This is a genomic window from Candidatus Auribacterota bacterium (genome assembly GCA_026392035.1).
Taxonomy (GTDB): domain Bacteria; phylum Auribacterota; class Tritonobacteria; order UBA1439; family UBA1439; genus JAPLCX01.
In genome coordinates this window covers 1-13,354 of the sequence record JAPLCX010000086.1, presented here as the reverse complement: position 1 = coordinate 13,354, position 13,354 = coordinate 1, and the positions used below count along the sequence as shown (strand labels likewise).

Here is a 13,354-nt window from a genome sequence, read left to right as displayed (position 1 = left end):
TTTCTTCCGAAGAGAGTATAATCTTGAATGGGCTTGTTCTGGGCACAATACGCCTCCTTCTTTGTCTTCGTATTGTGCCGCATCCGTTCTTGAAAAGCAATATTTATATGTCATCATATTTATGATACTGTGTACTTAGATACACAAATCAACTGTTTGCAGCACCTATCTTTGGTTTGACGATTATTATAGTACTGAGACAGATAGGCTCCAATGTTTTTATCAACTTCTGGCCGCCAACTTCTATTTTGTTCATGTTCGCACTTCTATGCGTGGGCGGGGCTGGCTTCTCAATAGGAAAAACTAGTGCGCTACCAGCCCTAATCATTGGTGGCACTTTCTCAGCTCAGTCTCAGCTGGGCACAGTACCTGTTGTAATTGCTGTTGCCTGCGCTAGCAGCTCCCTTTTTATCTGGAATCGCAGAAAAAGTAAGTTGTGTTTTGCACGGGCAGAAAAGATAACCATTAGTTTATGCTTACTCTTTCTGGCGATAGCTTGGGCTCCACCTGTTATTGAGGAGTTGTTATATGAAGATGGCAATATAACCAAGCTATATAATTTTTCTGCCTATCCTGAAGAAAGAGGTGATCAGTGGACAAGAGCATTCCAACAACTCTATAAAAGCTTGAACTTCCCTTTCCGTACCATTATGGATACTGCCGATAAGTCAAACATGCGAGGGTGCTTTTTTATTTCAATTCCAATTATCGCTATAGCATTAGGCCTTACCACACGTCAGAGATTCATCAGGGCTTTGACCGGCATTTGCCTTTTAGTAACGCTTGCTTCTATCTTCAGCTGGACCCGCGTTCGAGGGAAAATGAACGATTATATTTTTTTCTATTACCAAGTAGTTATCGCGTTGTTGTATTCGATTGGAATGCTGACAATTTTATTTAATTTACTAGAATACCGCTTAATTAACAAGTACCGTAAAGCAACAGTTTTTTCTATTTGTAGCGCAATCGTGACAGGAACGATTGTTTATTTAATAGCGCTGCAACCTTCATTAGAAGATAGCATAGATAAGTATTCCTATATAGATGAACTATATTCCGCCATAAATCCTAGTAAAAAACTAACCTACAAACTCATCTGGGAGCCTGGAGGAGAGCATAATAAACAGTGGGCAACAGCAGCGGGGCTTGCCTATAGACTGAAAAAGGAAGGTCATTCATGCTGCGTATCAAACGACTGCTTTGGGTTCGGAAGAGATATGTACCCCCCGAACATAGCCAACGTTAAACCGTTACTTTTATTCAACGCAAATGTGTCACAAGAAGAGATTGATAAAATTCCTTTTAATATTAAAAAGGATGTTGTAAGTGGCCCAACTCGACTATTAATATGTGAAGTGCCTTCCATCAGCCTTCCATTAGTTATTCGGCATGATTCATCAGATGCCTATTTTTCAGGCTTCGGGCCACCCGTAAGAACTCATCGGTGGGCCGGAAGGAGCCATGCTGCGATCGAGTTTTTTTTAGGGGAGTCACCTAAAGAAGATGATTTGTACAAGATAACGTTGGTTTTTATAAGTTTTGAGCCTCAGGATATCAAACTATCAATCAATGGCAATAGGCTCTGTCAATCATCTTTAGAGAGGCGCCTTTATAAGTGGGAACTCCGTGTGCCTAATAAAACCCTCAACTTGCAAGGACACAATACATTTCAGATAGATTTGCTGAAGGCACAGCAACTTAAAGGATGGAACAAGGAAATTCTGGGAATAGGATTTATAGAACTTAAAATCCAGCGTTATAGCTAACCGGAAGCCTTATATGTACTCGATAGGGTAAAATGGGTCGGATATCTAAGGTCATAAGGGGGCTAGTATTATCCATCCCCATCCTGGTGATTGTTAAATCCAGTAGTAGTCACAGGGGGGGGTGGGGGGATTTTTTCCTGTGGATAACTCCTCCTCCCCAAACTTGATCTTTGCCTGAAGATTCCTTTCATATCCAGAGACAATCTCATAAAGAATAAACGGGCAACAGGCCGGGAAAAAGACCGGTTAGACGCCGATTATCTGACCAGAAGTCAAAACGCCTAATATTGGTCTGCTCGTTTCATACAATAAATTGTGAAGCAGCGAGGGCACAGTGATAATCGATTCCCTTGACAAGGAAGCCAACCATCTTGGCGTAATGCACCAGTCCATCATCAAGGTGTGGATTTCCGAGCGGCTGAAAGAAAAAACCACCTGAGAAAACGGGGATTCCAGCCAGCGCTTCTACCGTACACGCGTTCCGCGCGCCGAGGAAAGCATAATATCAGACGCAGAGACGGTGCTTTAGAAACGCTGCAGTGCAGTCGAGTAATTCCTTTTCCCAGGCGAGGCCGGCAAAGGTGTGGCCGGAGCCGCGGATCATGTGGAGCTCGACGGGCCCTCTTCCCGACAGCACCTCTTCGTAGAGCAGGGCGTCGTCGGGTGAGACGCTTTTATCCGCATCGCCGTGCGCGATGAGGGCGGGACCGGCGTAGCCGCGCACGCGCTCGAGCGGCTTGAATGCGAAAAGCTCATCCAGGAATCTCTGACTCAGGGCATTGCCGTGGTAATCGTGGATGGAGCGCGTGCCGAAGTGCTGGACAATTTCCGGGGTTGCTTTCGCACTGAAGACGCGCCGAGGGTCCGCGATGGCGGCCCAGAGGATGAGGCAGCGGATATCAGCCTCCTTCATCCCCGCAACGCTCGCGGCGACCGCTCCCCCGAGGCTATTGCCGAGAAGGCCGAGGCGGTCTTTCCTCACATTCCCCCCGCCCCTGATAAGTTCTATCGCTTTTAGGGTGTCACTGATTTCACCCTCTATGCTCAGCTCCTCGAAAAGTCCCTCGCTTTCGCCGCACCCGCGAAAGTCAAATCGAAGTGTCAGGATCCCCTCTGAGGCGAAGCGGCGGGCGGCCTTGACGAAGAGTTGGTGAGGCTCGATCTTGTGACCGGTGAAGCCGTGGAGCATGACAAGGGCAGGAAATGGCGGCGCGTGGGGACTTTCAGGGATGTGGAGCATCCCGAAAATGTTCTGGCCATGATTCGGGAATACTATAGGTTCCTGCATAAATTACTGTTTGCAACCGCGGATGTTGCGGATTTGGCGGATGAACGATGGTGCACCCCCACCCTGCCCTTCCCTCGGCTTCGCTCCCCTCGGCAACCCTCGGGGTCTTCGACGGGACAAGCTCCCCATCAGAGGGGGAGGAGAATTATACTCAGAGGATCGATCATACGATCCACGATTGGATCACACTGACGTGCATGCTACAAGTTATGTAACTCAGCGCGGGCTCGATGAATCGAGCCCCTACAAAAAGTGGCAATCACCTTCAATGTAAAGTTGAAAGTTTAAAGTGTGAAGTGAAATAGGGAATCCGCTCAATCCCTGCCTGCCGGCAGGCAGGCGCCTCATCCGCGGTTTATGATTTATTTACCGATGAGATGGTCGAGGCTTTTCCGCACTTTTTCGCGGCGTTCAAGGAGCTGCGCGCGCTTCTTCCGGCGCATCTCAACCACTTTTACAGGGGCCTTCTTCATAAACTCTTTATTGCCGAGCTCGCGCTCGACGCCCTCGATACCCCTGTCAATCTCCTCGATCTCTTCGCGCAGGCGATTAGCCTGTGCAGAGCTGTCCACCGCCCCTTCAATGTCCACATACACCACCGTGCCTGAGGGGGTGGGAGCAGTCGGCATCGGTTTTACCGGCGCAAAATTGGGGTCAATGCTCAACTCACGTGCCTTCATGAGAACGAGACACTCTTCCCTGCCCGCTTCGAGAAGGCCTTGTTCATCCATGCTGGCCGGTTTGACCACCACACCAACCACCACATCAAGCGGGACACCGTGCTCCTTGCGAAGATTACGCACGGCGCGAATCACATCAAACTTCCGGTTCACCTGCTCAACAATTGTTGGATCAATGAGGGCGCTATCAACCTCCGGCCATGAGCACCTCGTGACCGACTCTCCCCTCCCCTCCTGCCCCGGCAGCATCTGCCATATCTCCTCGCACAGGAACGGCATGAGCGGACAGAGCAGCCTGAGGAACATCTCGAGACAGTGCAGGAGCACGCAGCGGGAGCGGCGTGCGTCCTCGCTCTCCTTATCTTTCAGGGATGGCTTGACCAATTCAATGTACCAGTCGCAGTAGTCGCTCCAGAAGAACTCGTAGAGCTTTTCAGCAGCCTCGTTGAAATGGTACGCGTCGAGCGCCCCGGTGACGTCACGGATCATCTCGTTGAGCCTGCTCAGTATGTAGCGGTCATCCGCCGTCCACGTGTACCTGTCTCTGTCGAATGGATCGTGGGAATCCCCCACGTTCATGAGGAGGAAGCGGGAGGCGTTCCAGATCTTATTGGCAAAGTTCCTCCCGATCTCGCAGTTCTCATTGGAGTAATAGACATCCTGCCCTATCGGGCTCAGCCGCGCGATGGTGAATCTCAATGCGTCCGCACCGTACTGGGCAATCACGTCGAGCGGATCGGGTGAGTTGCCGAGGGACTTGCTCATCTTGCGCCCCTCTTTGTCGCGGATGATGCCATGGAGAAACACATGCTCGAAGGGAATGTCGCCCATGAACTCCAGCCCTGCCATGATCATCCGGGCCACCCAGAAGAAGATGATGTCCGGCCCGGTGACGAGGCAGGCGGTCGGATAGAAATAGCTCAGGTCTGCCGTCTCATCCGGCCAGCCGAGCGTGGAGAACGGCCAGAGCCAGGATGAGAACCATGTATCGAGGACATCCTCATCCTGGATGAGATCAGTGCTTCCGCAAACGGGGCATTTATCCGGGGCTGTGCGCGAGACGATGATACCAGCACTCGCGGCTCGTGGCGCGTATTTCGTATCTCGTATCTCGTGGCTCGTATCTCGCGAACAACATGTGTGGCAGTACCAGACGGGGATGCGGTGCCCCCACCAGAGCTGCCTGGAAATGCACCAGTCGCGGATATTCTCCATCCAGTTCTGATACACCTTGACCCAGCGGGGCGGATAGAAGGTAATTTTCCCATCGAGGACCACCTTGAGGGCGGGCTCGGCAAGCGGCTTCATCTTCACAAACCACTGCTCGGAGAGATACGGCTCGATGACCGTCTGGCACCGGTAGCAATGTCCGACGGCGTGCGTGTGCTTCTCTATCTTCTCAATGAGCCTGAGATCATCGAGCTGCTTCACGAGCGCCTCGCGGCACTCAAACCGGTCCATGCCGCAGAACTCCGCGCCCGCATTCTCGTTCATCACCGCGTTGCCATCCATGACCACGACCTGATCGAGGTTGTGCCTCTGGCCGATCAGGAAATCGTTCGGGTCATGCGCGGGCGTCACCTTGACGATTCCCGTGCCGAAGTCTGGATCCACAAAGCTGTCCGCGATGACCGGAATTCCCCGCTCTACAGCCGGCACGATGACGTGCGTGCCCACGAGAGTCTTGTAACGCCTGTCCTCAGGATTGACCGCGACCGCCGTGTCGCCGAGCATTGTCTCGGGCCGCGTGGTCGCTACCGTGACGTGCCCCGTGCCGTCCTTGAACGGATAGCGGATATACCAGAGGTGGCCATCATGCTCTTCATGCTCGACCTCCTCATCGGAAAGCGCCGTGTGGCAGCGCGGGCACCAGTTGATGATGTAGCTCCCCCGGTAGATGAGGCCTTTTTCATAGAGCCTCACGAACACCTCTCGTACAGATCGAGAGAGCCCCTCGTCCATGGTAAATCGTTCGCGGCTCCAATCGCACGAACAGCCGAGCCTCTTCAGTTGCTGGATGATCGTCCGCCCGTACTGCTCCTTCCACTCCCAGACTTTTTTGAGGAATGCCTCGCGACCCAGCTTCTCTTTTTTAATTCCTTTCTTCGCGAGTTCCTTCTCGACGACGTTTTGCGTCGCGATACCCGCATGATCGGTGCCGGGGAGCCAGAGAACCTCATAGCCTTCCATCCTCTTCCAGCGGACGAGGATATCCTGGAGGGTATTGTTGAGGACGTGCCCCATGGTGAGGATGCCGGTGATGTTCGGCGGCGGAATGGCGATCACGTACGGTTTCCGGCCGGGGCGCAGCCGGGCGGTGAAGTATTCCTTCTCTTCCCAGAATGCGTACCATTTCTCTTCGACCGCCTTGGGATCGTAGCGTTTTGAGAGAGTCATCATGTGTGACCAGTCGCTCGTGGCTCGTCGCCAGTTGTGAGGAGTTCGATGGCTATTTCGGACGGGGCGCCCTGGGACGAGCTTTATCCTTCATGAGCTTGTACTCGACGCTGTCCACCAGCGCCTGCCAGCTCGCCTCGATAATGTTCTCTGAAACGCCCACCGTTCCCCACATCTCCTCCCTATCCCTGGACTCGATGAGCACGCGCACCCTGGCGGCCGTCCCGGCCTTCACGTTGAGCACCCTGACCTTGTAGTCAGCGAGCTGCACCTCCGCGATGGACGGATAGAACGGCGTCAGCGCCTTGCGAAGGGCGTTGTCCAGGGCGTTGACGGGGCCGTCCCCCTCGGCGGCGGTGTGCTCGAACACGCCCCCCACCTTCACCTTGATCGTCGCCTCCGAGATGAGCTGGCCATCCCTGCGTTTTTCCACGCTCACACGGAAACCCTCGAGGTCAAAGAAGGGCGTGTGGCGCTCCATCGCCTTTTCCACGAGCAGCTTGAAGGATCCCTCAGCCGCTTCAAATTCATACCCTTCGCTCTCGAGCTCCTTGATGATCGCAAGCACTTTCTTCAGCGCGGGTTCGTCCTTCTTCAGGCCAAGGCGCATGTCCCTGGACTTCATAAACACACTTGCCCTCCCCGACAGCTCCGAGACGAGGATCCGGCGGCTGTTCCCCACCAGCCCCGGCTCGATATGCTCATAGCCCCGGGAATTTTTCAGCACCGCGTCGGCATGCACGCCCCCCTTGTGGGCGAATGCGCTTGTGCCGACGTAGGGGGCCCGGGAGTCGGGCGCCATATTGGCGATCTCATCAACGTACCGGGAGAGTTCCGTGAGCGACGAGAGCCGTTTTCGGTCAATGCAGGAGACGCCCATTTTGAGAACGAGGCCCGGAATGATGCTCACCAGATTGGCGTTGCCGCATCGCTCCCCGTAGCCGTTGATCGTTCCCTGGACGTGGACCGCCCCCTCGCCGACGGCGACGAGGGAGTTGGCGACCCCCATGCCGGAGTCGTTGTGCGCATGGATGCCGAGCGGCGTCGTGACTCTCTCCGCTATCTCTCGCATGATCGCCGCGAGCCTGAGCGGCAATGTCCCGCCGTTTGTATCGCAGAGGGCGATGGTGTCAGCACCGGCCTCTGCCGCTGCGAGGAGCGTCTTCAGGGCATAGTCAGGATTGTCCTCGTACCCGTCAAAAAAGTGCTCGGCGTCGTAGATCACCTCTTTGCCGAGCTTCTTGAAGTACCGCACGGTGTCACCGATCATAGTGAGATTTTCGTCCGCCGTCGTCCTGAGCACGTCCGTCACATGCAGCATCCAGCTCTTGCCGAAGATGGTTACCACGGGCGTGTTCGCTTCGCGGAGCCTGATGACATTGATATCCTGCGCCACGGCTGTCCCGGCTCGGCGCGTGCTGCCGAATGCCGCGACGCGGGACTTCTTTAGTTTGAGCGATCTCACCTCCTGGAAGAACTCGATATCCTTCGGGTTGGAACCCGGCCAGCCGCCCTCGATGTAGTGGATGCCGAACTCATCAAGCTTCCGGGCGATGAGCAGTTTGTCCGCGCTGGAAAAATTTATCCCCTCGGCCTGAGTGCCATCACGAAGGGTCGTGTCATAAAGTTTTACCGTTTTCATAAGCACCTCAGAAAGTTATCCACAGCCGTAGCCGCCGACACTGAAGTGTCGGCTACGAGTATCGGCTGCAATCCTCATCAAGAAAGTTATCCATAATTCCAGCGCCTCAGCCTGAAGGGTGAGCTACAAGGGTGCGCTATAATAATGGGTGCTATTTACCTTTCCCCAGCCCGAAGGCGGCGTGGAGCGCCCGCGCGGCGCGGTCGGCGTCCGCGGCGTCGACCACGCAGGAAATCTTTATCTCGCTCGTGGAAATCATCTCGATGTTGATCTTCTCCTTCGCGAGTGTGGAGAACATCGTTGACGCCACCCCCTTGTGGCTCTTCATCCCGACGCCCACCACGGATACCTTGGCGATGTCGGCGTCCGACGTCACGCCCTTCGCGCCGATTTTCGCGGAGACCTTCTCGAGCGTTGCCACCGCCGTCTTCAGGTCGTCGCGCGAGACCGTGAAGGAAACGTCCGTGAATCCCTCCGCGCTCACGTTCTGTATGATCATGTCCACGTTGATATTGGCGTCCGACATCGCGCCGAAAATCGCGGCCGCGATGCCGGGACGGTCGGGCACGTGGAGAATCGTCAGCTTCGCCTCGCCGCGGCCCACCGTCACTCCCCGTATGACCATGTCTTCCATCTCTTCCACCTCCTCGGCCAGAATCGTTCCCGGCGCATCGGTGAAACTGGAGAGCACCTCCACCCTGACGCCGTACTTCTTGGCGAACTCCACGGCTCTTGACTGGAGCACCTGGGCTCCCAGGCTCGCCATCTCGAGCATCTCGTCGTAGCTGACCCGGTCAATCTTCTTCGCGTCGGGGACAATCCGCGGGTCTGCGGTATAGACACCCTCCACGTCCTTGTAGATTTTACAGACGTCCGCCCTGAGGGCGGCGGCGAGGGCGACCGCGGTGGTGTCCGAGCCTCCCCTGCCCAGCGTGGTGATGTTGTCCTCTGAATCCACACCCTGAAACCCCGCCACGACAACGACCGCACCGCGGTCCATCTCCTCCATAATCCTCTCGGTGCTGATCTCAACGATTTTTGCCTTCCGGTGGACACTGTCGGTGATGATGCCGACCTGCGTCCCCGTGAAAGAGATCGCGCTCACGCCCATGTCGTGGAGGGACATGGTGAGGAGCGCCGCGGTGATCTGCTCGCCCGTGGACATCAGCATATCGAGCTCCCTGTCGGAGGGAGCTCGGGCAACTTTGTGCGCGAGCGCGATCAGCGCGTCCGTCGTATCCCCCATCGCCGAGACAACCACCACGAGGCTATCGCCGTCCTGTTTCGCCCGGGCGACCCTGCGCGCGACATTTTTAATCCTCTCCGGGTCGGCGACCGATGTGCCGCCATATTTGTGAACGACGATGCCCATGAATGCACCCCAAAGTTATACGGTCCAACAAAGAGTAAAAGAGATAACGAGCGCGAACTATTTGCGATTAGATCAGAATCACAGTTCTTTCCAAAGCTTCCTCGTGCCCTCTTTTACTCTTTGTGAGAATCACTATTGTTATACTGCCAAGAGATGGTCGAGGAGATGCCACCCCTCACTGATGTTCAGCGAGCCTTTTGCCGCAGCCTTCTCATTGAAAGCCTCCATCCCGTCCGGGCTGATGCCGGTGCCGCAGATGCAGAAGGGGACGGGATCTGCCACGTGCGTCCTCACCGAGAGAGGGGTCGCGTGGTCCGGGAGCACCATGATCCTGAAATCCCCGGCATCCCGCAGGCCGTCCAGAATTGTTCCGACGACCTTGGCGTCGAAGTTCTGGATCGCGCGCACTTTTTCCGTGCGATCCCCATTGTGGCCGGCCTCGTCCGCGGCCTCGACATGCACGAGAACGCAATCCACCCGTCCAAGGGCGCTGAGCGCCGCCCCCGCCTTCCCTGAGTAATCCGTGTCGTAGTACCCTGTGGCGCCGGGGACATCGATGACCTCGAAGCCGAGCAGTTTCCCGATGCCCTTCAAGAGATCCACGGCCGATATCACCGCGCCGCTGAGACCGTGCTCCTCTCCGAATGTCCCGAATGAAGGCTTCTTCCCGCCGCCCCAGAGCCAGATCATGTTCGCCGGATTCTCTCGGAGGTCAATTTTCACCTTGTTGACCACGTGCTGGGACAAAATCAAATAGGACGCCTGCATGATTTCACGCAGGAAACGGCTCCCCTTCCCGGTGGGAAAATGCTCCCGTATCGGGTGACCAATGATATCGTGAGGGGGGACACAGTGCAACGGTCCGCCGTCTTCCTGGAGCAGCTGCTCGGAAACGAGCATCAGGTCCCTATAGCTCACGCCGGGGAAGAAACGCACGCCCCTCCCGGCGAATTTCTCGCTCAGGAGCTCGATCAGCAGCCTCCCCTCTCCTGAAGAGATATGTCCCCCGCTGTAATCCACCATGAGGTCATCCGCGACGGTGACAAGGTTGCAGCGGAAGGCGAGATCATCTCCCCCCATCTCGATCCCCATGCTCGCGGCCTCGAGCGGGCCCCTCCCCGTGTAGTATCGGGTGGGATCAACTCCCATGATGGAGAGGTTGGCGACATCACTCCCTGGTTCCATATCGTGGGGGATGGTGCGCACCAGGCCTCCGACGCCTTCTCTCGCCAGGAAATCCATGTTCGGCGTCCGCGCAACTTCAAGCGGCGTACGGTTCCGCAGCTCGATGAGCGGGTAATCCGCCATCCCATCACCAATGAGGATTGCGTATTTCATGTATCCTGTTTGACGCCAGCCCCTCGCGGAGTGACTTTATGATCGGGATCGCGCCGCAGACACTTGCCTCATAGTAGAGATCGGCCCCCCGTTTCTGAGCCGGCTCAAAGATCTCCCTCCCGTGCACCGCGAGCAAGGCCTTGACGAGACCGGTTCCCACAGTCCCCAAGCCGATCAAACCGATATTGATTTTTTTCATCGCACCTAACTCCACACCGGCTAAAACGATAGCGAAAAACTGCACCTATTTCAAGGGAATTGAGCCTTATTAGAAGGTATACCTGTAACCCATACTCGTAGCCGACACTTCAGTGTCGGCGGCTACGGCTGTGGATAACTTTGGAGGAAAATTCAGGCCTTTTCTTTGAGCAAGGGACGTGCGTCGCACGGGGTGAGCTTGAAGGAGTAATAGACCAGGTCCGCGATAGCGCGCCACTTCCTGCTCACCACCCTGAAGTTATGGGGGTCGACGATGCTCTCCCGCGTGAGGATGTAGCAGATATTCACGTTGCAGTCGCCGTAGCGCGGATGGCCGAGGACGAGCCCCTCCCATGGGACCCCGACTGAGAGCACGAACTCATCGCTGTTCTTTGTCTGAGAAAGCAGGTAGCCTTCCCTCACCCTGACGAGTTTCCCATTTTCACAACGATAGATTCCCGCCGTGATGCCCCCCGCCGCTTTGAAGATTCCCTTGTGCTTTGTGTACAGGGTGAGCGCCGAACCCTGGATATCGGGGAGTGAATCGTTGTACTCCTCAATTTCCCCGGGCGTGATTTCCTCTATGTTCATCCACTCCGCAAGGTGGAAGAAGGTGAGCGGCACGCTGTCCTCCATCGCCTGAAAGTCGGCCAGGTACTGCGACTCGCCGACGAGGCGTGCGTTGACCTCGCTCACGAAGATATCCTTCACGCGATTATCCTTATCAACCGTGGAGAGAAAATCCACGCCGAAGTTCCCCCGGTACCCCTGCTCACCCATCCAACGCCCGACACGCTTCACGACGTCGAACATCAGCGCCTTCTGCTCGGGGGAGAATGCCCTCACCGTGAAATCAGAGCCAATGTACTGTCCGGGACGCTTGACAAAATAGGGATCCCCCACAATCTGGATATCCGGCTGCGAGACAACCACCGCGCCGTTCACCACGCATCCCGTGCAATTCGGGCTGGGGCCGGAAAGGAACTTGGTGATCTTTACCGGCATCGCGGCGAACGCCTCGCCCAATTGCTTTTTTCGTATGCCGACAATCCTCTCGAAATCCGCCTCGCTGAACACAAACTCGGTGCCGCTTCCCGCAGCAGCGAGCGGCATCTGCATGACAAACCCGCCATCATAGCGCTTAGAGAGCTTTGCATGGTCGAGTTTGCCGAAGGGAATCACCTGGCTCTCGGGAGGCATGGGTATGCCAAGGTTCCTGGCCTCCAGTGCCAGTCTCGCCTTGTATTCGAAATAGTCCTGCACGATCTTTAAGTTTGTGAGGAGATGCCAGCCCCTCGCGTGAGTGAACAGGAACTCATGGATGGCGGCGGAAGGGGCGAAGGGGGCGAGACAGATGTCGCCGTCGAGTGTGCTCATGTACGCGGCGATCTCCTTCCCGTAGTCGCGGAGGAAATTTGTGTGATAATCCGTGCTGTCGTTGAGCCGCACGGCGTTCATTTTTTCATACGAGAAGACCTTCGTGCCCCACTCCCCTTCAATGTATCTCTTGACCTCATCGCCGTAGTACAAGGCAATAATCGCCGAGATCGGCATGAAGTGGTAGAACATATGGGCTCCCACGGGCCCGAGCCCGTGGTAGACGAGCCGTTTATTACGAAACCAACCGCGGGAGGCAATCGTTTTTTTAAGCTGTGTGAGGCTCTTTAGTGGGCTGGACATGTATGCACACTCCTTGCTCGATCCTTAAATTGGGTGCGAGAATTGCTGTCACACGCGACGGAGCGTCCGAATACGAGTAGTTACCCACGGGCAGAGCCCGTGGGACTCTGCCCCTGCGGGGATTCCTAGTGAAATACTCAAGAGAATCTCTTGCTTTGCTTTGATCCTTTGCAATGATTCTCGCTACCGTGAGTGCAAATGAGCCCCTTGATTCCTATATATCCGCTTTACACTGTGAGCATGATAAGCTATCCCGTCTAGTCTCCCGTTCATCCTAACTAGGGGCAGCCAGCTCCTCACCTGATATGCAGAAGATTTGAGTTTTCCACGGGCAAGTCTTTTCTGATGGGTACGCATTTGATGTAAATGAACGCCGTTGCGAATACCCAGTCGCCCTGAAAATACGCCGAGAGCGGCGCTGTAAAATCAAGTGTTCCGGTCAGAGGGGCGGGAGGGAAAACAACCCGACTCCAAGTCGGTCTCCTTACCTTCCCGGTATATCGATAGGCATTCCTCATCCCATTCTCGAACAGCCATAATTCCCTACCGGCCAAGGCATCGGCTATAGAGGATGGGGCATTATTAATCTTTGGGTTTCTTATCGCCGCAAGATAAACGTTTACCGGCGACCCTCTATAATCCCACCTGCTGAAGTCGCAGCTCCATTTTAACCGGCCATGCTCCCCTGCTTTGAGATAGCCAGATTCGATGGTCAGATTAATATAGTTCGGCGGCGTAGGCGTTATTGTAGGCGTTTCAGTAGGTGTCTCCGTCGGCGTATGAGTCGGGGTGTCCGTTGGCGTAGGAGTTATCGTGGGAGTATCCGTGGGCGTGGGCGTGATTGTGGGTGTCTCGGTCGGCGTAGGCGTTATTGTCGGCGTTTCAGTAGGTGTCTCCGTCGGCGTATGAGTCGGGGTGTCCGTGGGTGTTGGGGTTATAGTCGGGGTGTCTGTTGGCGTAGGAGTTATCGTGGGAGTATCCGTGGGCGTGGGT

The 13,354-nt window shown here is 55.4% G+C and carries 8 protein-coding genes and 2 pseudogenes; 2 read left to right on the top strand and 8 right to left on the bottom strand.

Features of this window, described 5'->3' with window-relative positions; translation table 11 throughout:
• The first annotated feature begins 254 nt into the window (after positions 1 to 254).
• Together NTX71_09650 and NTX71_09645 are read left to right on the top strand one after the other, a co-directional pair.
• A complete protein-coding gene (locus NTX71_09650) occupies positions 255 to 1,766 on the top strand; it encodes a hypothetical protein (protein MCX6340163.1) in 1,512 nt (503 codons plus the stop codon).
• A 337-nt stretch (positions 1,767 to 2,103) separates the two neighbouring features.
• Positions 2,104 to 2,205 (top strand): annotated as a pseudogene (locus NTX71_09645) (CopG family transcriptional regulator).
• 66 nt (positions 2,206 to 2,271) lie between these two features.
• On the opposite strand, the gene NTX71_09640 reads toward NTX71_09645, so the two are convergent.
• From NTX71_09640 to NTX71_09605, 8 genes and pseudogenes are all read right to left on the bottom strand, one after another.
• Complete coding sequence (locus NTX71_09640) at positions 2,272 to 3,054, bottom strand: alpha/beta hydrolase (GenBank protein MCX6340162.1); 783 nt, start codon at positions 3,052 to 3,054, stop codon at positions 2,272 to 2,274.
• Positions 3,055 to 3,416: 362 nt separating this feature from the next.
• Complete coding sequence (locus tag NTX71_09635; GenBank protein ID MCX6340161.1) at positions 3,417 to 6,134, bottom strand: valine--tRNA ligase; 2,718 nt, start codon at positions 6,132 to 6,134, stop codon at positions 3,417 to 3,419.
• Between the two features lie 49 nt (positions 6,135 to 6,183).
• Positions 6,184 to 7,773 (bottom strand): citramalate synthase, encoded by a 1,590-nt coding sequence (cimA, locus tag NTX71_09630; GenBank protein MCX6340160.1) that lies wholly within the window; start codon positions 7,771 to 7,773, stop codon positions 6,184 to 6,186.
• Between the two features lie 151 nt (positions 7,774 to 7,924).
• Entirely contained in the window at positions 7,925 to 9,145 is a 1,221-nt protein-coding gene (locus NTX71_09625; GenBank protein ID MCX6340159.1) for an aspartate kinase, read from the bottom strand.
• Positions 9,146 to 9,283: 138 nt separating this feature from the next.
• A complete protein-coding gene (locus tag NTX71_09620; protein MCX6340158.1) occupies positions 9,284 to 10,483 on the bottom strand; it encodes a cofactor-independent phosphoglycerate mutase in 1,200 nt (399 codons plus the stop codon).
• A gap of 1 nt (position 10,484) precedes the next feature.
• Positions 10,485 to 10,625: pseudogene (locus tag NTX71_09615) on the bottom strand (homoserine dehydrogenase).
• Between the two features lie 209 nt (positions 10,626 to 10,834).
• A complete protein-coding gene (locus tag NTX71_09610) occupies positions 10,835 to 12,361 on the bottom strand; it encodes a hypothetical protein (protein ID MCX6340157.1) in 1,527 nt (508 codons plus the stop codon).
• Between the two features lie 296 nt (positions 12,362 to 12,657).
• Positions 12,658 to 13,354, bottom strand: a 697-nt coding sequence (locus tag NTX71_09605; protein MCX6340156.1) for a hypothetical protein, incomplete at its 5' end; no start/stop codon positions are given.